The 19,839-nt window shown below is 54.8% G+C and carries 15 protein-coding genes; 10 read left to right on the top strand and 5 right to left on the bottom strand.

Annotated elements, in window-relative coordinates; all coding sequences use genetic code 11:
- Positions 1-127 (top strand): transposase (locus tag ACEQ15_RS14635; RefSeq protein WP_370278322.1); only part of this gene is annotated, 127 nt, incomplete at its 5' end.
- A gap of 86 nt (positions 128-213) precedes the next feature.
- On the opposite strand, the gene ACEQ15_RS14630 is transcribed toward ACEQ15_RS14635, so the two are convergent.
- The 4 genes from ACEQ15_RS14630 to ACEQ15_RS14615 form a co-directional block, all read right to left on the bottom strand.
- Entirely contained in the window at positions 214-1,995 is a 1,782-nt protein-coding gene (locus ACEQ15_RS14630; RefSeq protein ID WP_370279953.1) for an acyl-CoA dehydrogenase family protein, read from the bottom strand.
- Between the two features lie 94 nt (positions 1,996-2,089).
- Complete coding sequence (locus tag ACEQ15_RS14625; RefSeq protein WP_370279952.1) at positions 2,090-3,736, bottom strand: acyl-CoA synthetase; 1,647 nt, start codon at positions 3,734-3,736, stop codon at positions 2,090-2,092.
- A 55-nt stretch (positions 3,737-3,791) separates the two neighbouring features.
- Entirely contained in the window at positions 3,792-4,586 is a 795-nt protein-coding gene (locus ACEQ15_RS14620; protein WP_370279951.1) for an enoyl-CoA hydratase-related protein, read from the bottom strand.
- 40 nt (positions 4,587-4,626) lie between these two features.
- A complete protein-coding gene (locus ACEQ15_RS14615) occupies positions 4,627-5,472 on the bottom strand; it encodes a 3-hydroxybutyryl-CoA dehydrogenase (protein ID WP_370279950.1) in 846 nt (281 codons plus the stop codon).
- Positions 5,473-5,810: 338 nt separating this feature from the next.
- On the opposite strand from ACEQ15_RS14615, the gene ACEQ15_RS14610 reads away from it, so the two are divergent.
- Positions 5,811-8,651, top strand: a complete 2,841-nt coding sequence (locus ACEQ15_RS14610; RefSeq protein WP_370279949.1) for a cache domain-containing protein — start codon at positions 5,811-5,813, stop codon at positions 8,649-8,651.
- 69 nt (positions 8,652-8,720) lie between these two features.
- Complete coding sequence (locus tag ACEQ15_RS14605; RefSeq protein ID WP_370279948.1) at positions 8,721-9,422, top strand: response regulator transcription factor; 702 nt, start codon at positions 8,721-8,723, stop codon at positions 9,420-9,422.
- A gap of 69 nt (positions 9,423-9,491) precedes the next feature.
- On the opposite strand, the gene ACEQ15_RS14600 is transcribed toward ACEQ15_RS14605, so the two are convergent.
- Complete coding sequence (locus tag ACEQ15_RS14600; RefSeq protein WP_370279947.1) at positions 9,492-10,898, bottom strand: xanthine/uracil/vitamin C permease; 1,407 nt, start codon at positions 10,896-10,898, stop codon at positions 9,492-9,494.
- 435 nt (positions 10,899-11,333) lie between these two features.
- Here ACEQ15_RS14600 and ACEQ15_RS14595 point away from each other — a divergent pair, with 435 nt between their 5' ends.
- The 7 genes from ACEQ15_RS14595 to ACEQ15_RS14565 all read left to right on the top strand — a co-directional run bounded on the left by ACEQ15_RS14595 (position 11,334) and on the right by ACEQ15_RS14565 (position 19,751).
- Positions 11,334-11,687, top strand: coding sequence for a copper-binding protein (locus ACEQ15_RS14595; protein ID WP_370279946.1), 354 nt, complete (start codon positions 11,334-11,336; stop codon positions 11,685-11,687).
- Positions 11,688-11,869: 182 nt separating this feature from the next.
- Positions 11,870-14,092, top strand: a complete 2,223-nt coding sequence (gene nosR / locus ACEQ15_RS14590) for a transcriptional regulator NosR (protein WP_370279945.1) — start codon at positions 11,870-11,872, stop codon at positions 14,090-14,092.
- Positions 14,093-14,106: 14 nt separating this feature from the next.
- Positions 14,107-16,017 (top strand): TAT-dependent nitrous-oxide reductase, encoded by a 1,911-nt coding sequence (gene nosZ / locus ACEQ15_RS14585; protein ID WP_370279956.1) that lies wholly within the window; start codon positions 14,107-14,109, stop codon positions 16,015-16,017.
- A gap of 123 nt (positions 16,018-16,140) precedes the next feature.
- Positions 16,141-17,481, top strand: coding sequence for a nitrous oxide reductase family maturation protein NosD (locus tag ACEQ15_RS14580; protein WP_370279944.1), 1,341 nt, complete (start codon positions 16,141-16,143; stop codon positions 17,479-17,481).
- A gap of 1 nt (position 17,482) precedes the next feature.
- Positions 17,483-18,388, top strand: coding sequence for an ABC transporter ATP-binding protein (locus ACEQ15_RS14575; protein ID WP_370279943.1), 906 nt, complete (start codon positions 17,483-17,485; stop codon positions 18,386-18,388).
- Positions 18,385-19,212 carry an ABC transporter permease subunit gene (locus tag ACEQ15_RS14570; RefSeq protein ID WP_370279942.1) on the top strand — a complete coding sequence of 276 codons (828 nt, stop codon included), beginning with the start codon at positions 18,385-18,387 and terminating at the stop codon, positions 19,210-19,212. The genes ACEQ15_RS14575 and ACEQ15_RS14570 overlap by 4 nt, the downstream gene beginning before the upstream one ends.
- 14 nt (positions 19,213-19,226) lie before the next feature.
- The gene (locus ACEQ15_RS14565; RefSeq protein WP_370279940.1) at positions 19,227-19,751 is read left to right on the top strand and encodes a nitrous oxide reductase accessory protein NosL; all 525 of its coding nucleotides are present in this window, start codon (positions 19,227-19,229) and stop codon (positions 19,749-19,751) included.
- Positions 19,752-19,839 lie beyond the last annotated feature (88 nt).

Below are 19,839 nucleotides of genomic sequence, written 5' to 3'. Positions count from 1 at the left end.
CCACACCAGTCGATTGGAGGGGATCAATAACAAGATCAAAGTAATCAAGCGTATGGCCTATGGTTATCGAGATACCGAGTACTTCTTCCTAAAGATAAAGGCGGCCTTCCCCGGTAATCGACGATGAACCAAAAAAAAGCCCTCATAAAGAGGGCAAAAGGCATCTTGTCACAAGTCAGGTGTGACGGGGGATGTGATCAGCGAGTGGGCTGATCAGAACTGCTCAGTATCAATCTCACACGCGCCGCTCAGGCCGCTCATCACTACATCAGCGTGGCGGTTGGCACGTGGCAGATAGTTGTCTGCGAAGAACTCCGCAGTAATCAGTTTGGTGCGCAGGAAGTCGTCGGCGTATTCGCCGCTGCCCATCAGCTCCTGAGCGGATAGGGCGCTTTTCGCCAACAGCCAGCCACCGCACAGGAAGCCGTGCATCATCAGGAAGTCGACACACACGCTGCTCGCTAGGTCGCGGTTGCTGGCAGACTTATCCAGCAGCCAGCTGCGTACCTGCATAGAGCGTTCAACTGCAGTGCGCAATTCGCGGTGCAGTTTGGCGAAAACCGGTGAATCCACTGTCGCCAGAGCGTTCACGGTGATCATCATTTCACTCTGCAGGCTTTCCAGTGCTGCACCCTGGTCCATCAGCATCTTACGACCGATGAAGTCCAGTGCCTGGATGCCGGTGGTGCCTTCGTAGATCGGCAGGATACGGGCGTCGCGGTAGTGTTGGGCAGCGCCGGTCTCTTCGATAAAGCCCATGCCGCCGTGTACCTGGATGTTCAGGGAGGTCAGTTCCTGGGCGAATTCAGTCATCCAGCCTTTAACGATTGGAGTCAGCAGGTCAACGCGTGGCTGGTAGTGTTTAGCTACTTCTGCGTCTTTGCTGTGGGCTTTATCCACATCGGAAGCCGCTACATACGCCAGGGCGCGCATCGCTTCGATACCGGATTTCTGCGCCAGCAGCATGCGGCGTACGTCTGGGTGTTCGATGATTGCCATCTTGGAACCATCTTTGCGGGTACCCTGAATACGCTCCTTGGCGTACTCAACCGACTGCTGGTAAGCACGTTCTGAGATGGACAGACCCTGCAGGCCCACAGACTGACGGGCGTGGTTCATCATGGTGAACATGTACATCAGGCCCTTGTTAGCTTCACCCACCAGGTAACCTTCTGCGCCACCGTTGTCGCCAAAACTCATCACACAGGTTGGGCTGCCGTGGATTCCCAGCTTGTGCTCCAGAGACACGCAGGCCACGTCATTAAGTTCACCCGGTTCGCCGTTGGCGTCCAGCTTGAACTTCGGCACGATAAACAGGGAGATCCCCTTCACGCCGGCAGGCGCATCCGGCAGGCGGGCCAGCACCAGGTGAACCACGTTAGAGGTCATCTGGTGGTCACCCCAGGTGATAAAGATCTTCTGTCCGGTGATCTTGTATACGTCACCGTCAGGGATCGCTTTGGAAGCAACCGCCGCCAGGTCAGAGCCGGCGTTGGGTTCGGTCAGGTTCATGGTGCCAGTCCACTCGCCGCTGATCAGCTGCGGCAGGTACTGGGCTTTCAGCTCGTCGCTGCCGTGGGCGATCAGGGCTTCAACCGCCCCCTGGCTCAACATCGGGCAGAGGGCAAAGCCCATGTTGGCGGAGTGCCACAGTTCGTTGACCGCGGTGCCCAGTACGTTTGGCAGGGCCTGACCGCCGAACTCTTCGGGGCCTGTCAGTGTCGCCCAACCGTTTTCCACGTACTGCTGGTAGGCGTCAGCAAAACCTTCGGTTTCGATAACTTTGTTGTCTTCCAGACGGGCGCCGTTCTGGTCACCGGTGCTGTTCAACGGGGCCAGTACGTCAGACGCCAGTTTGCCGGCTTCTTCGATGATGACGGAGGCCAGCTCGCTGTTTACTTCTTCCAGACCGGCTTCGCTGCAGTACTGGTCGAATTTCACCAGTTCTTTGATAACAAAATTCGCATCCGCGTATGGGGCGGTGTAGGTGCTCATAGTTCTGTCTCTTGGTTGTAGCAGCCGGCTCCGACGGCGACCCATCGGTGCTAAATCTAAATGTCGCCCTCAGAGCGGGCTGCTACGGTATTAATTAGCTTTCGGTGGTTTCCGGGTTGTTCGCACGCTCACGCAGCAGGAACTTCTGGATCTTGCCGGTGCTGGTTTTTGGCATGTCGCCAAAGACCACGGTTTTGGGTGCCTTGAAGTGCGCCATGTGGTCGCGGCAGTAAGCGATGATCTCCTCTGCAGAGACAGCATCGGCATTGTCCTTCAGCGAGACAAAGGCACACGGGGTTTCACCCCACTTCTCATCCTTCTTCGCCACAACGGCCGCTTCCTGAACCAGCGGGTGGCTGAACAGAACGTCTTCCACCTCGATACTGGAGATGTTTTCACCGCCGGAGATGATGATGTCTTTGGAGCGGTCTTTGATCTCGACATAACCGTCTTCATGCCAAACCGCCAGGTCACCGGAGTGGAACCAGCCGCCTTCGAAGGCGTCGGCGGTGGTGGCCGGGTTTTTCAGGTAACCCTTCATCACCAAGTTGCCACGCATAAAGATCTCACCCATGGTTTTGCCGTCTTTTGGTACCGGCTTCAGGGTGACCGGATCCGCGACCATCAGGTCGTCCAGCATCGGTGCACGTACTCCCTGACGGGACTTCAGGCGAGCCTGTTCTTCAACGGATTTTTCATTCCACTCGTCATGCCATGCGCACACTACGGATGGGCCGTAGGTTTCGGTCAGGCCGTACACGTGGGTCACTTTGAAGCCAAGCTTCTCCATCCCTTCGATGACAGACGCCGGTGGTGCAGCACCAGCGGTCATCACTTTCACCGGGTGGGTGATGCCTGCTTTCAATTCATCGTCGGCGGAGTTCAGCATGTTCAGAACGATCGGCGCGCCACAGAAGTAACCCACTTTTTCGTTCTTGATCAGGTTAAAGATTGCATCGGCACGTACGTGACGCAGGCAGACGCTGACACCGGCCATCGCCGCGATGGTCCATGGGAAACACCAGCCGTTGCAGTGGAACATTGGCAGGGTCCACAGGTACACCGGGTGGTGTTCCATCGCCCAGGACAGCGCATTGCTGTTGGCGTTCAGGTAAGCACCACGGTGGTGGTACACCACACCTTTTGGATCACCGGTGGTGCCGGAGGTGTAGTTCAGAGTGATCGCTTCCCATTCGTCATCCGGCAACAGGTATGCAAAGTTCTCGTCGCCGTCCGCGATGAAGGTTTCGTAATCGGTATCACCGATCAGTTCACCGTCGGTCCAGTACGGGTCGTCGATATCGATAACGAACGGTTTTTCCTCCAACAGCTCCAGTGCACCTTTAACCACCTTGCTCATCTCCTTGTCGGTGATCAGCACCTTGGAACCGGCGTGCTTGAGGATAAAGGCCACAATCTCGGAATCGAGACGGGTGTTGATGGAGTTCAGCACAGCGCCACACATCGGTACGGCAAAGTGGGCTTCAAAGTGCTCTGGCAGGTTAGGGGCCATGATAGAGACCGCGTCACCTTTCTGAACGCCTTTTGCCTGCAGGGCGCTGGCCAGTTTTTTACAACGAATGAATGTTTCGGACCAGTTGCGGCGGATCTCTCCGTGAACCACTGCAGGACGATTAGGATAAACGCCGGCGGCCCGCTCCAGGAATTTGATCGGGGTTAGCGCAGCAAAGTTAGCGGCATTTTTGTCCAGGTTCGTCTCGAAGGCTGATCTGTTATTCATTATTGTTTCCCTCGTTATCGTTGCGTTGTGGGTTAGGCAGCGACGGTGTTGACCGTTACTGCCCGGTGAATTCTGCTTTGCGGCGCTCGGTGAACGCGCCCATACCTTCTTTCTGGTCTTCGGTGGCGAAGCTCAGACCGAAAAGGTCGCTTTCCATACGGCAACCGTTTTCGATGTTTTGATCGCCGGAAACCTGTACCAGGCGTTTGCAGTGGCTGACTGCCAACGGTGCGTTTTTCGCAATTGCCGCAGCCATCTGTACGCCGCGCTCCAGCAGCTGTTCAGCTGGCATAACCTGATTGCAGAGACCGATACGTAGCGCCTCGTCGGCTTTGATCTTCTCGCCAGTCAGCAGCAACTGCGCCGCCATACCCGGACCGACACGACGTGGTAGGCGCTGGCTGCCACCAAAGCCTGGTGGTACACCCAGGGTCACTTCCGGCTGACCGAAGACCGCGTTATCCGCTGCCAGAATGAAGTCGCAGGCCATCGCCAGCTCGCAGCCACCACCCAGACAGAAACCGTTCACCAGCGCGATCACCGGCAGACGGGAGTTCTCGATGCGGTGCATCGTAGTCATACCGATCTGGGAGAAATCACGTGCCTGCTGGGCGTTCAGGTCTTTCATTTCGACGATGTCCGCACCGGCGGCAAAGGCCTTGTCACCACTGCCGGTAATCAGCAGCACGCGTGCGTCCGGCTGGTTCTCGATCCAGGCCACGGCGCTGGCCAGTTGTTCCAGCACCTGTTGGTTGAGGGCATTCAGTGCCTTCGGACGGTTCAGGGTGATCAGCCAGACGCCCGGCTGTTGTTCGGTGATAAACAGTTGGGTAAACGCTGCGACGTTCATATCGGTCTCCGTCATCTTGTTATTCTCACTCCGCGCGGGATCAGTACTGATAGAAACCACGGCCGGATTTACGGCCCAGGTAACCCGCATCCACCATCTGGCGCAGGTACGGTGCCGGGCGGTATTTGCTGTCGCCGAAGTTTTCATACAGCACATTCATGATGCTCAGGCAGGTATCCAGGCCGATCAGGTCAGCCAGTGCCAGCGGGCCGATCGGGTGACTGGCCCCCAGCTTCATGATGGAATCGATCTGCTCGACCTCGGCGCAACCTTCCTCCAGTGCAAAAATCGCTTCGTTGATCATCGGTAGCAGGATACGGTTTAGGACGAACGCGGCTTTGTCTTTCACCGGGATCGGTTCTTTACCCGCACGCTTAGCGGCTTCTACAACCTTCTCGGTGGTATCCGACGCGGTTTGCAGACCGTTGATGATCTCAACCAGCGCCAGCACCGGTACCGGGTTCATAAAGTGCATACCGATCACTTTCTCCGGACGGGAGGTCTGGGCGGCCAGACGAGTGATCGATAGGGAGGAGGTGTTGCTGGCCAGGATCGCGTCCGGTTTACACAGCGCGTCCAGCTGCTTGAAGATCTTGTTTTTGATCTCTTCGTTTTCGGTCGCCGCTTCGATCACCAGATCGCAATCAGCGAGGGTGTTCATGTCCGTTTCGGTACGGATGCGACCCAGAATTGCGGATGGACGCTCTTCGATCAGGCCTTTGTCCTGCAACTTGTTCAGGCTGGTTTCGATCACCGACAGGGCAACGTGCAAAGCGTTTTCGTTCAGATCAACCATCACCAGCTCATAGCCAGCAGTTGCCATCACTTGGGTGATGCCGCGGCCCATCTGGCCTGCACCAATTACACCGATTTGCTTAAAGGACATGTTGAAACCTCGCGTTTACTACTCGGATTAACGGGGATTGGAGTGGGCGACCTGTCGGAAGTCCACGGAGGAGAGGACCGGTAAGCGATGGCGCGCAGGTATAGGGGGACAGTGCGCTGTCATCGCTGAGGAAACAGTGTATTGGGAGGACGGGCTGGAGCCCGGTACGTTGTTGTACATCTGTTCGGAACCAGTCTTATTGTTATTCGGTTACGAACTAACTTACGGGGAAATGGTTGCTCAACTATTTGGCAATTCTAACGAAATGTAACAGTTTCGATTGTGGTCTTTACTTTGTGCTACATTCAGCTATTCGCACAAATTATTAGGGTTTTCCCGTGTATCGTTATTCCCCCATTACCTTCCGCCTTTTCATGATGTTGCTGCTGTTGATCAGCAGTATCTTCGTGTCGATTTACTGGCTGACGGTACCCATGATCAAGCAGAACGTGTTTGGTCTGGAGCTCAACTCCAACCGTCAGGTGCTCAACATTGTCTACGACCTGGCTAACCGCATGCACTTCAGCACCGAGTCCTACGTGGAGCAGGCCCTGGATGCGGAGGAGCAAAAACTCAAAGCAGTGGTGGACTTAGGGGAGAGTTATATCCGTGCGGGGCTTATCAGTGCAGGGGAAACTAGTGGCGATCAACAAGCCCAGTGGCAGATGCTTTACCGTGAGCTGCGCAAGCTGAATTTTGAGGGCGATAACTACCTCTGGATTTCCGATTACAACGGGCGTCTGCTGTCGCACCCGGACGGTAAATTTCAGGGGCAGAATATCAGCTTTCATCAGGTGGATGACGCGCCACCTGCACTACCCGAGATCCTGCGCAAAGCACGCAGGGACGGTGAGGGTTTCTATCGCTACAAATGGTATCGCCTGAATCAGGATGATGTGATCGATAAGTACTCCTATGTGCGCAGCTTTCCAGAGTGGGGCATTGTGCTGGGCGCGGGGGTGTATGCGGATGACCTGGAGAAAGAGGCACTGGCCCACAAAGAGCGATTGCTGGCCGAGCTGAGCCAGGCGCTGGAGAACGTGAAGATCGCCACCAACGGTTACCTCTATATCTTCGATTCCAACGGGGACATGATCTACCACCCCAACTCCAATATTCACGGCACCAACTTCCGCGACCTGCTCAATCCGGTCACCGGTCATCCGATCTATCAGGATTTGATCGCCGTGTCTGATACCGACGAAGAGCTGTACTACAAGTGGGACAGCCCTACCGATCCGGGCAACTACGCCTATGAGAAACTCTCACTGGTGCGCCATCTGAGTGGTTTTGACTGGTATATCAGCTCATCGGTGTATCTGGATGACCTCAAGGCCAGCTCGGTGCAACTGGGCCAACGCTTGCTGGCGATGGGTTTCTTTGGCTTGCTGGCGGCGATTGTGGCCGCGTTCCTGTTTGCTGAGTACCTCACCTCACCGATCAAGCAGCTGTCGGCCACAGCCTTTAAGATCAGCCGTGGCCAGTTTGGTGCCAAAACCGGCATCAACCGTAATGATGAGCTGGGTACCCTGGCTGACTCCTTTGACAGCATGGTGGATCAGCTACGCGATAACATTCAGGGACTTAACACCCGTGTTGCAGAGCGTACCCGTGAACTGTCTGATTCCAACCAACAGTTACTGGAGGCGGTGAGCTCCCTCAGGTTGGCCAAGAGTGAACTGACTGCATCCGAGACCCGCCAGCGTTTGATTCTGGACGCACTGCCTGCACAGGTTGCTTATCTGGATGCACAGGGACGCTATGTCTTTGTGAACCGTGAGTATGCGGAGATGTTTGGCTGTTACAAGAGCGAACTGGTCGGCAAACTGACCGATGAAGTCATGCCGCCGCGCATGTATGAAGAGACATTGCCCTATATCCGCCAGGCGTTGCGTGGCGAAAAGGTGATGTACGAATACAGCGCCGACGTGAACGGTAAGACCATGGTGACTCGCCGTACCCTGTTGCCGTTTTACGGCGAGCAGCGCCAGACTGTAGAGGGGGTGCTGAACCTGTCGATCGATATCACCAACGAACGGGAAACCGAAGAACGTCTGGCGGAAGCGAGCAAGATGAAAGCGGTCGGGCAGATGTCCGGTGGCCTGGCGCACGATTTCAACAACCTGCTGACGATCATTCTGGGTAACCTGCTGGAAGCGCAGAACCATCCGGATCTACCACTGGCCCTGAATGGTAATCTGGTACCCGCGATTCGTGCCACCCGCCGGGGCGCGGATCTGACCAAACGCCTGCTGGCATTCTCCCGTCGCCAACCGCTGTCGCCGGGCTGCATCAAGCCGGATCGCCTGATTCAGGATGTGATCGGCTTGTTGTCCGGGCCGCTGCCGGAGAATATCCGCATTGAAACCCGCATCGACGAAGACGCCGCCATGGTTTACGTGGATGAAGCACAGATGGAAGACGCGCTGGTGAACCTGGCGCTTAACGCGGCAGACTCGATGGAGCGTGGTGGTGTGCTGAGCTTTGAAGTGCGGCCGTTCAGCTGTGACAGCCACAGTGACTTTGATGAGCCGGTGCCATCCGGCGACTATGTGCTGCTGGCAGTCAAGGACACCGGCAGTGGTTTCAGTGAAGATGCGCTGCAGAAAGCCTTTGAACCGTTCTTTACCACCAAGGCGACCGGCGCGGGTTCGGGCCTGGGGCTCAGTATGGTGTACGGTTTTGTGAAGCAGTCTAAGGGCTATATCCGCATCCGCAATCGTGATGAGGCGGGGGCTGCTATCGAGATTTTGCTGCCTGTGGGAACGGCCAGTCAGTGTGCCGTGCCCGTACTGGAACACGAACGTCAGCAACCGGCGAAGGTAGCCGATGCCAGTTCATTGGTGCTGCTGGTGGAGGACAACCCGGATGTACGTACGGTGGTACGTCATCAACTGGTGGAGATCGGCTTTACCGTACTGGAAGCGGAAACCGCCGACGAAGCGGATAACCTGTTGCTCAACCTGCCGGAGCTGGCGGGTGTGGTGAGTGATATTGTGATGCCGGGTGAGAAGGATGGTTACGCCGTGGCCCAGCGGGTACAGGAGCGTTATCCAAGTGCCTTTGTGGTGTTGATGACCGGCTACAGCGAAACCTACAGCGAACATGATGGCGAGTTCTGCCTATTGCAGAAACCTTTCGATCAGGCGGCGCTGACCAAAGCGATCTTTCAGACCTGAGCCAGATTTCAGGGTATAACAGGGAACAACAAAAAAAGTGAGAGCTACGGAGCAGCCGGGGATACAACGATGAAAAATAACAACCTGGTGTTTGTAATTGAAGATGAAGAGGATCTGGGGCAGCTAATGTGCAGTGCGCTGGAGAATTTTCGTTACGAAGTCCGCTATTTCTCCAATGGGGTTGATGCACTGGTTGCCGCGCCCAAAGAGAATCCGGATATCTGTATTGTTGATTTGAACCTGCCCGATATGGATGGATTGGAGCTGGTGAAACAGTTTGATGCCCAACAGCGTGGTGTGATCATCGTTTCCGGACGGGACGATCTCACTGATCGAGTCTTAGGGCTGGAGTTTGGGGCCGATGACTACATCACCAAACCTTTCGAGCCGCGTGAGCTGGTGGCACGTGTACAGAGCTTGCTGCGCCGTTTGCAACGTAGTGCCGAAGCGGAAGTGGTTACCTGTAAGAAAGCGGAGTTTGCCGGATGGACCTACCGTCCCGAGTCGCTGGAGTTGCAGTACACCGGCCAGAAGAAACAGTCCCTGAGCCGGGCGGAAGGGGATATGTTGCTGGCGTTACTCAAGCACCCGTTTCAGATACTGTCCCGTGATCAGCTGTTGGGGGATAACTGCACTCCCTATGACCGCAGCATTGATGTGCGGATGTCCCGTTTGCGTAAGAAACTGGAAAGCAGCAGCGAAGAGAGTGAGCTGATCAAAACCGTTTATGGTGCGGGTTATATGCTCACTACGGCGGTGAACTGGAGTTAAAAGTCTGTTTTTAATTGCCTAACAAACAGGGGAGCCGATCGGCTCCCCTTTTTTATATCGGGATGGCGGTTAAGCCGTCTCTTTCTCTTTTTTCTCTTCAGCGCCGTCGGCAAAGATGATCTCGTCTTCCGGACGGTGTTTGCCCAGCAGTTTCGGACGCTCGATCAGGAAGTACAGGATCAGACCAATCGCTACCGCGTACACGGTGGATTTTGGATCAGGCATCGCCAGGGTTACTGCAACGATACCCGCTACACCACGTTCGGTTGGGTTTTTCAGCTGTTCCATACCTACCATGATGCAGATGTATGCAGTCAGGATCAGGGTCAGGGACAGTGCGATCGGCAGTACCGGCTTAAACAGAGTGACCAGCGGCAGGATGAACAGTGCCACCAGACCGGTGATCCAGAAGGTACCGCCACCACTGTAGATGGAGTCCATCGCTTTACGGCCCATCGCGTAACGCTCTGCAACAGTTGCGTGCGCAGCCGTCCACAGTGGACCTGCCAGACCCGGCCATGGTGCGAAGAACGCGTGGATACCGTTACGCAGTGCAGTAACCAGGTGAACGCGGTCTACAGATTCTTCGATAGACTCGTCTTTACGCAGGTGGTCTACACGTTTCACCAGTGTAAAACCTACGATGATGTCACCAAATGCGATTACGTATGCAATCAGTGCGGTTGGGATCGCCAGCAGGAACACGTCCCAACCCGGGAAGCCAACGGTGAAGGTCAGGTACTGCCACATCAGGCCGAAATCAGGCTGGGTGATGCCCCACTCGATATCCGGTACTTTGTACTCGCCGGTGGTCCAGCCGATGACCATCGCGAAGATCATGCCCGGCACCATGCCGAAGGTCGCGATACGCTTCGCCAGGGAGCTCTCTTCCATGATGTTCTTGAAGGACAGGGAGAACAGGATGTATGCAGAGATGATGGAACCAACGATCAGGGAGATCGGCGTTGCATCAACACGGCCACCCACTTTCAGCTCGCCCATCATCGCAGCGATACCCGCACCGATGATGATACCCGCTTTCAGGGAGTTCGGGATCACGTCTACCAGCTTGGAGCCGAGGCGGGTGACACCCAGAATAAAGAAGATGATGGTCACTTCCAGCTGCAGGGCGAACAGTGCCTTGATCGCCTCTGGGCCAGGTTCGAAGCCTTTCAGATACAACAGTACCACCGGAATTGCCGGCGTAATCCAGCCAGGAACCAGCGGTACACCCAGCAATGCTGGCAGACAGTAGCCCAGGCCGGCTACGAAGGTGAACGCCAGTGCAGCCTCGTAAGGCATACCGAGGTACTTCTGCAGCAGCGGAATCATCGCCAGACCCACTACAAACATGATCAGGCCCTGGATCATCTCCGGGGTTTCCCACTTGTAGTGTACAAACGGCAGGCGGACTTTAAACGGGCCTAACGGCCAGTACGGTTGCTCCTCCCCAAAGGGACGTTGGATCAAAGGCATCTTTGTTTTCCTTGTTGTACGGAACCGCTAAATCAGCGTCGCAGCCGCAATGGCTCAGATGCATGATTTGCTGGTTCCTTTGCTCGCTCTATCACATGGAGAGCCGCAGCAACCTCGGAAACGCAGAGAGAGGGGCGCTCCGGGGCCGCAATACGGTGCTCTTAGAGGCAGTAAACAGGAAAAGTACAAACAGACTTTTTCGCAATCCTTACGAATTGTAACGGGGGCGGTGTAGGTGAAATAACTTTAGTAGTAGAAGCCTTTTTACTGTTGCCGATAGTGTGCAGAGCAGGGCGCTGTGTGCGTAACAAGAAACTATTTTTACCAATTGATCAATATCAATCACCTGCCTCGGCTACGGGCGTAAGGTCTTGGGTGTGACAGATTGTCGCAGAGATGTTTTCCGGAAAAACGGAGTGTTCGGAGAAAGCAATCATGAAGAGATCTTTAGTAACTAGCTTCTGTATGTGTTTTGCCTTGGCCGGGTTTCAAGCGTTTGCTCAGGATACAGCGTCGCCTGCCATGCACCAGCATGGCTCATCAAAAATGAAACCAATGGCGGCGGAGGTGGTTACGTCCGGCGTAGTGAAGGGCGTTTTAGCCGAAACCAGTCAGCTGAAGATCCGGCATCAACCCATTCCCGAGTGGTCCATGGGGGCGATGCAGATGAAGTTTTCTCTTTCCCCAGGTATGTCGACCGAGGATTTCAGTAACGGTCAACAGATCAAATTCCGACTGCGGCAGGAAAACATGATGGAATTCACCATTCTTGAAGTTCTGGAAGAGTAACGTCTGAGGGCAGGCCAGTGGAGTAGGCCTTGTCCAAAAGCAAGTATAGGTGTCTGTGTATCAGGTGCGGCATACGCCGACGGATCACATACCGCAGTAAGGCTGACTTACTGTTTTGTTTGCAATGAATAGCACGTTTTTCAGGCAGAATGCTTGTTGAGCGTTGCTTGAAAGGTACCAAAATGGATCTTACCGCACGTTCTTTCCGCCAGCTTTTTCTCGCTCTGTTGTGTATGTTGGCGGCACTGTTTGTCTCTTCCCCTGTACTTGCCATGGTACCGGTGTCCGACGCCCAGAAGCTGGAAACCATCCAGCAGGCTTTTCCTAAACACAGCACTATCCGCGAGAAAGCACCCGTTGCCGAAGGCAAAATGCCCGCATGGACCGTATTTAACGGTGAAGAAGTTGTGGGTTACGCCTTTGAAACCAACGATGTGGTCAAGATCCCGGCTTATTCCGGCAAGCCGATCAACACACTGGTGGTGATGGATGTTGACGGCAAGCTGCTGGCAACCCGGGTACTGGAGCATCATGAACCTATATTGCTGGTGGGCATTCCAGAACAGAAACTGTTTGATTTCGCCGCCAAGTATGAAGGCCTGAACGTGACCGACAAGGTCCGTGTCGGCGCGGGCAACAATGAAGATGTGATCAATGTTGATGTGGTCTCCGGTGCCACCGTCACTGTTATGGTGGTCAACGAAGCGATCATGCGCTCGGCCCAGAAGGTAGCCCGCGTATTGGGGATTGCCGGTCTGTCGGAGCAGGCCAAAGTGCCGCCAGCCACCATTAAGCAGGATCTGTTTAGCAAGGCGGACTGGACGCAGCTCACCGGTGACGGATCAATCCGCCGTCTGAAACTGGTGGAAGCAGATATCGACAAGGCCTTTGAAGGGACCGCCGCCGAAACCAAAGGCCGCCATGGCGAAGGCCGCCAGCAGCGGATGTTTATCGACCTCTACTATGCGCCGCTCAATGTCCCAACTATCGGCCGCAACCTGCTTGGCGACGATCAGTACAAATGGCTGATGGGCGAGTTGGGCGAGGGCGATCAGGCAATTGCGGTAATGGGCAGTGGCCAGTACTCCTTCAAGGGTAACGGCTATGTGCGTGGCGGTATCTTTGATCGCACCCAACTGCAGCAATCCGGTAAGGCGATCAGTTTCCACGATACCGACTACTACCGTCTGGATGACGTCTATATCGACGGCTTCCCCGGCTTTAAAGAGATGGCAATCTTTATCATCCGGGATCAGTACGCCTTTGATCCTGGTGCCCCATGGCAGCTGGAGCTGCTGGTACGCCGCCAGGTCGGTGCGTTGGACAGTGTGTTCACCAGCTTCTACGGCGATTACTTGACGCCGGAGCAATACATTGACCGTCCTGCACCGGTAGTAGAACCCGAGCCGGAAGCGTTGTGGGTATCCATCTGGAAAGAGCGTGCCTTCCAGATCGGTGTGCTGAGTGTGGCGCTGGGTGTGTTGTTTATTGTCATCTTTATCCAGGACGTACTGGTCCGTTATCCACGTTTCCTGCATGCCTTCCGCCGCGGTTATCTGATCTTCACCGTGGTCTTTATCGGCTGGTACACCCTGGGACAGCTGTCGGTGGTCAACGTCTTTACCTTTGTGCATGCGTTGAAGGGCGATTTTGAATGGGAGCTGTTCCTGCTCGACCCAATGCTGTTCATCCTCTGGGGCTTTGTGGCGATGACCATGCTGCTCTGGGGGCGTGGCATCTTCTGCGGCTGGTTGTGTCCGTTTGGTGCCCTGCAGGAGCTGATCAACGAGCTGGCCCGACGCTTCAACGTCAAGCAGTTTGAGCCACCGTTTGCCGTGCACGAACGTCTCTGGGCGCTGAAATATGTAATCCTGCTGGGTCTGTTTGCTGTCTCCTTGGAGTCCCTGGCCGAAGCAGAGAAATACGCTGAGGTCGAACCTTTCAAAACTGCTTTCCTGCTGAAATTCCAGCGTGAATGGGGTTATGTGCTCTATGCCGTTCTGCTGCTGGTGATCTCAGCGTTTAACCGCAAGATGTATTGCCGCTATATCTGCCCGCTGGGCGCAGCGTTGGCAATCCCCGCGCGTCTGCGTCTGTTCGATTGGCTGAAACGCCGTAAGGAGTGTGGTCAGCCTTGTAAGATCTGCGCCAATGAATGTGAGATTCAGGCAATTCATCCCGATGGCTCGATCAATGGGAACGAATGCCATCAGTGTCTGGATTGCCAGATGACTTATTACCGCGACGACAAGTGTCCGCCGCTGGTACAGAAAAAACGTAAGAAGGCTAAGCACGACGCAGCGCTGAAAAAAATTCCCGCCGTCGAGATCACTGATCGGGGGAGCTACGCGACTGCAACAAATGACCCAAGCAACGCCTGCTGTGCGGCATGGCGTTATATCTAATGGAGATCGAAACGATGATAGATCCGAACGATAAAAACCTCCCAGCGATCGATACCGAAGATCCACAAGCCACAGAACACGTCAAACTCAGCCGACGTTTGTTCCTGGGGGGCTCCGCTGCCTTGGTAGGTGCTGTGGGTACCATGGGCGCTACGATGGGCTCCGCACTGATGCCGTCTACCGCTCATGCCTCTTCCGACAACAAGCACAGTGTTGGACCAGGTGAGCTGGACGAATATTACGGCTTCTGGAGTGGTGGTCACTCAGGTGAAGTACGTATTTTGGGTCTGCCGTCCATGCGTGAGCTGATGCGAATCCCGGTTTTCAACGTGGATAGCGCAACCGGATGGGGGATTAGCAATGAAAGTAAGGCTGTGCTGGGTGAAAATGCACCAATGAATGGTGACTGTCACCATCCGCATATGTCCATGACCAACGGCCAGTACGACGGTAAGTATATATTCATCAACGATAAGGCCAATACTCGTGTTGCCCGTATCCGCGGTGACATTATGAAAACCGACAAGATCACCACGATCCCGAACTGTCAGGCGATCCACGGTCTGCGCGTACAGAAAGTGCCGCACACCAAGTACGTTTTTGCCAACGCTGAATTCCGTATGCCACACCCGAACAACGGCCTGAACATGGATGACATCGAAGGCTACTACACCATGTTCTCTGCGGTGAACGCCGAGACCATGGAGGTGGATTGGCAGGTAATCGTGGACGGTAACCTGGATAATACTGATGCAGATTACACCGGTAAGTACGCATTCGCGACCTGTTACAACTCGGAAGGTGCGGTGGACCTGGCAGGTTCCATGCGCGATGAGCGTGACCACTTGGTCATCTTCAATATTCCACGCATCGAAGCGGCAGTAAAAGCCGGTAACTTCAAAACCCTGGGTGACTCCAAAGTACCCGTAGTGGACGGTCGTAAGGGCTCCAAACTGACCGCTTACGTGCCAACCCCGAAGAACCCACACGGTATCAACACCGCACCGGGCGGCAAGTACGCTGTGGCCAATGGTAAGCTCTCCCCAACCGTAACCATGTTTGATCTGACCAAGTTCGATGACCTGTTCGCAGGGAAGATCAAGCCACGTGACACCGTGGCGGCAGAAGTGGAGTTGGGTCTTGGACCATTGCACACGGCGTTCGACGGTCGTGGCAACGCATACACCACCCTGTTTATCGATAGTCAGGTGTGTAAGTGGGATATTGAAAAAGCGATCAAAGCGTACAACGGCGAGAAAGTGAACTATATCGTTCAGAAGCTGGATGTGCATTATCAGCCGGGTCACAACCATACTACCATGGGTGAAACCCGTGATGCGGACGGTAAGTATCTGGTATCGCTGCAGAAATTCTCAAAAGACCGCTTCCTGAAGTGTGGCCCGCTGCATGCGGAGAACGATCAGCTGATTGATATCTCCGGTGATGAGATGAAACTGGTACACGACGGTCCGACCTATGCGGAACCACACGATTGTATGATCGTGCACCGCTCCAAGGTGAAAACCCGCAAGATCTATGATCGTAAAGACCCTACTTTTGCGATGACCGTGGAGATGGCGAAGAAAGATGGCGTCAATCTGGAAACGGACAGTAAGGTTATCCGTGATGGCAAGAACGTCCGCGTATACATGACCTCTGTAGCACCGAGCTACGGTTTGAACGAGTTTACAGTGAAGCAGGGTGATGAGGTCACTGTCATCATCACCAACCTGGACCAGATCGAAGACGTAACCCACGGTTTCTGTATGGTGAACCATGGGGTGCAGATGGAGATCAGTCCAATGCAGACTGCATCGGTAACCTTTACGGCTGACCAGCCAGGGGTGCACTGGTTCTACTGCAACTGGTTCTGTCATGCACTGCATATGGAAATGCGCGGCCGAATGCTGGTTGAACCGGCGTAAGGCTTAGCAACAACACACACGTTTATTGGCTATTAATCAGCGAGTAGGCGTGTCACACCCAGCCCTGATCTGTTCCCAAGTCATGCGTCAGGGTTGGGCTTTCTCTCCGATCAGGAGGTTTTTATGGGATTATGGTTTGCTCGGTTAGCGTCATTGCTGAGCATCAGTTTTATCGTTTCTGCCCAGGCAGCAACTTTCCATGTCTCTCCGGCCGATGACCTGCAGCAGGTCCTGGATCGTGCCCAGGCTGGCGATCAGGTAGTACTCTCTGCCGGTATCTATAAGGGCAACTTTATTGTCCCGCAATCCATCGAATTGACCGGTAAGCAGGGCGCGGTGCTGGACGGCCAGAACAAAGGCCATACCCTGCAGATCAACGCCGCCAACAGTTACGTACACCACCTGCGCATCCAGAACTATGGCGAAGACCTGACCGAGCTGGATTCCGGGATCTTTGTCTCCAAACAAGCTGCGAAAACCCGAATTGAATACAACGAACTTCAGGGTGGAGGTTTTGGTATCTGGGTGGATGCCGCCCCTGATGTACAACTGATCGCCAACAAGATTGAGGGCAACCTTGAGCTGCGCTCCGCCGATCGTGGCAACGGCATTCATCTGTTTAACGTAACCGGCGCATTGGCACAGGGTAACGAGGTCTGGTACACCCGCGATGGGATCTATATCGATACCAGTAATGGCAACAAGTTGATTGGCAACTACCTGCACGATCTGCGCTACGGTGTGCACTACATGTATTCCTACCATAACCTGGTGCAGGACAACTTCACCTTTCAGACCCGTACCGGTTATGCGCTGATGCAGTCCAAATACCTGACCGTTATCGGCAACCGCTCTAAGAACGATGCCAACTACGGCATCCTGATGAACTACATCACCAATTCGACCATTCAGAATAACCGGGTCATCGGTATTCAGAATGCCAACAATCCGCACATGCAGGGTGGCGGTCAGATGGGACTTGAGGGCAAAGCGCTGTTTATCTACAACTCCCTGTTTAACCAGATCCGCGACAACCTGTTTGCCCAGAGTGATATGGGAATCCACCTGACGGCCGGCTCCGAAGACAACGTCTTAAGTGGTAACGCCTTTGTGAGCAATAAAGAGCAGGTGAAATACGTCGCCACCCGAAAGCAGGACTGGTCTGATAAAGGCGTCGGCAACTATTGGAGTGATTATCTGGGCTGGGATATGGATGGTGACGGCATTGGTGACGTGGAATACGAACCGAACGACAGTATGGATCGACTGTTATGGAAGTTTCCGTCCGCCAAGCTGCTGCTTAACAGTCCGGCGGTGGAAACCCTGCGCTGGGTGCAGCGCCAGTTTCCGGTGCTGAAATCGCCCGGCGTTGTCGACAGCCATCCGTTGATGGCGGTACCCCATTCCTTAAACCCTGCCGACCGTTCCTTTGGTACTGCGGCAGGTGAGGTAGCTGAGAAATAGTATGAATATCGTCGAATTACAGCAGGTAGAGAAATCCTATCAGGGGGTGAGCGCGCTGCATCAGCTTAATCTGGAGCTGAAGCAGGGCGAAGTCCTGGGATTGTTTGGCCATAACGGCGCGGGTAAAACCACCACCATCAAACTGATTCTGGGTCTGATAGCCGCCACCGCAGGTCAGGTACGGGTGTTTGGTGAGGACCCGACCCAGTCCGAAGCCCGTACCTTGCGCCGCCAGTTGGGTTTCCTGCAGGAAAATGTCAGCTTTTACGACCAGCTTACTGGCTTGGAAGTGCTGCAGTATTTTGCCCGTCTGAAAGGGATCCCCAAACAGAGCTGTCATGCGCTGCTGGAACAGGTGGGCTTGAGTCAGGCGGGTAAACGCCGGGTGAAAACCTACTCCAAGGGGATGCGTCAGCGTCTGGGGTTGGCCCAGGCATTGTTGGGTGAACCCAAGCTGCTGTTGCTGGATGAGCCTACGGTGGGGCTGGATCCGATCGCCACTCAGGATTTTTACCGCCGTATCGAGCAGTTGAAAGAGCAGGGCTGTACGGTGATCCTTTGCTCTCATGTGCTGCCGGGGGTGGAAAAGTATATTGATCGCGCCCTGATTCTGGGCCGTGGCAAGCTGCTGGCCGAAGGCAGCGTGAATGATCTGCGTCAGCAGGCGGACTTGCCCGCCACCTTCCATCTGCAGGGGGACCTGACACTGCCTGAACACCTTGCTGCACGGGCCAACAGGGATGGGCGTTCAATGCGGCTGGATGTTGCGTTACAGGACAAGATGACCACCATGCAGCAGCTGATTGTGTTGCCGGGGCTGGAGAATGTCGATGTCCACCTGCCATCTCTGGAAGACCTCTATACCCACTTTATCGAGACACATCAGGTGCAGGAGGCAACCCCATGAGTGCCGTATTTACGGTTGCGAATAAAGAGTTCCATGACGGCCTGCGCAATCGCTGGGTGCTGTCGATCTGCATTATCTTTGCCGTGCTGGCGATCGGCCTGGCCTATTTCGGCGCGGCTGCAGCGGGCAAGGTAGGTTTCACCTCGCTCTCCTCTACCATAGTCAGTCTGGCCAGTCTGGCGGTATTTATCATCCCGCTGATCGCCCTGATGCTGGCCTATGACGGCATCGGCGGTGAGGACGAAAACGGTACGCTGCTGTTACTGATGACCTATCCGCTTTCCCGCTGGCAATTACTGCTGGGCAAAATGATGGGGCAGGGCGCGGTGATGGCGTTCTCCACCCTGGTGGGGTTTGGCTCATCGGCAGTGATGATGGGTATCTTTTCCGATACCACCAGTTGGGGTGAGCTGATCGGCCCCTATGCGGTGTTTATCTTTTCCGCCATGCTGCTGGGCTGGATCTTTATCGCCATCGCCTACGTGATCAGCGCCTCCGTTTCGGAGAAGTCCAAGGCGGCTGGTATCGCTCTGATTGTCTGGTTCCTGTTTGTGCTGGTGTTCGATCTGGGACTGCTGGGTATGTTGGTGGCGACCCAGGGTAATGTGGATGAAACCCTATTCCCATACCTATTGTTGCTCAACCCAACCGATATCTTCCGTCTGGTGAACATTACCTATTTTGCCGACCAGAACCTGAGCGGATTGATGGCAATTGCCCAGCAAACGCAGTTCTCGACAGTGTCGCTCTTCGGTGGGTTGCTGGCCTGGCTGGCGCTACCACTGGGCCTGGCAATGATGATCTTTAACCGCCGCGGACTTTAAGGAGAGGACACATCATGAAAGCCCTGTTTCGCATAATTCTGTTGTTGCTGCCATTGGGGGTACTGTCCGGCTGTGGCGAGGAAGAAGACAAAATTACGATGGTACAGCAGGCGGTCGCCATCGAAAGCAGTGACGAGTGCCATCTGTGTGGCATGATCATCACCAACTACCCCGGGCCTAAAGGCCAGCTTTATTCCCGTGGCAAGCAGGGCAATATGAAGTTCTGTTCAACGCGGGATATGTTTGCCTTTATCGTGGATCCTGAGAACCAGCACAACATCCAGCAAGCCTTTGTGCACGATATGGCGGTGACCCCTTGGGGTCATCCAGAGGAAGAAACCTATATCGATGCCAAGCAGGCGTTCTATGTGGTTGGCCACGGCAAAAAAGGCGCGATGGGGCCCACGCTGGCCAGCTTCTCAAAGAAAGAGGATGCTGCAGCCTTTGCCAAAGTTGAAGGTGGCCAGGTAGTGACCTTTGATCAGATCACCCTACAAGTGCTGATCGATATGAATCAGCCACTAGGCCACAGTGGATAAGTTTAAGGAATGCTGTGTCGGGCATCGCGTTGCGATGGCCGACCTACTAAGTGCTATGTGGTAGGTTGGCCTTCGCTGCGCGAAGCCC

The organism is Pontibacterium sp. (genome assembly GCF_964228735.1).
Lineage (GTDB): Bacteria > Pseudomonadota > Gammaproteobacteria > Pseudomonadales > Balneatricaceae > Pontibacterium.
The sequence above is the reverse complement of the archived record's forward strand: the minus strand, read 5'-3'. Positions and strand labels throughout refer to the sequence as shown.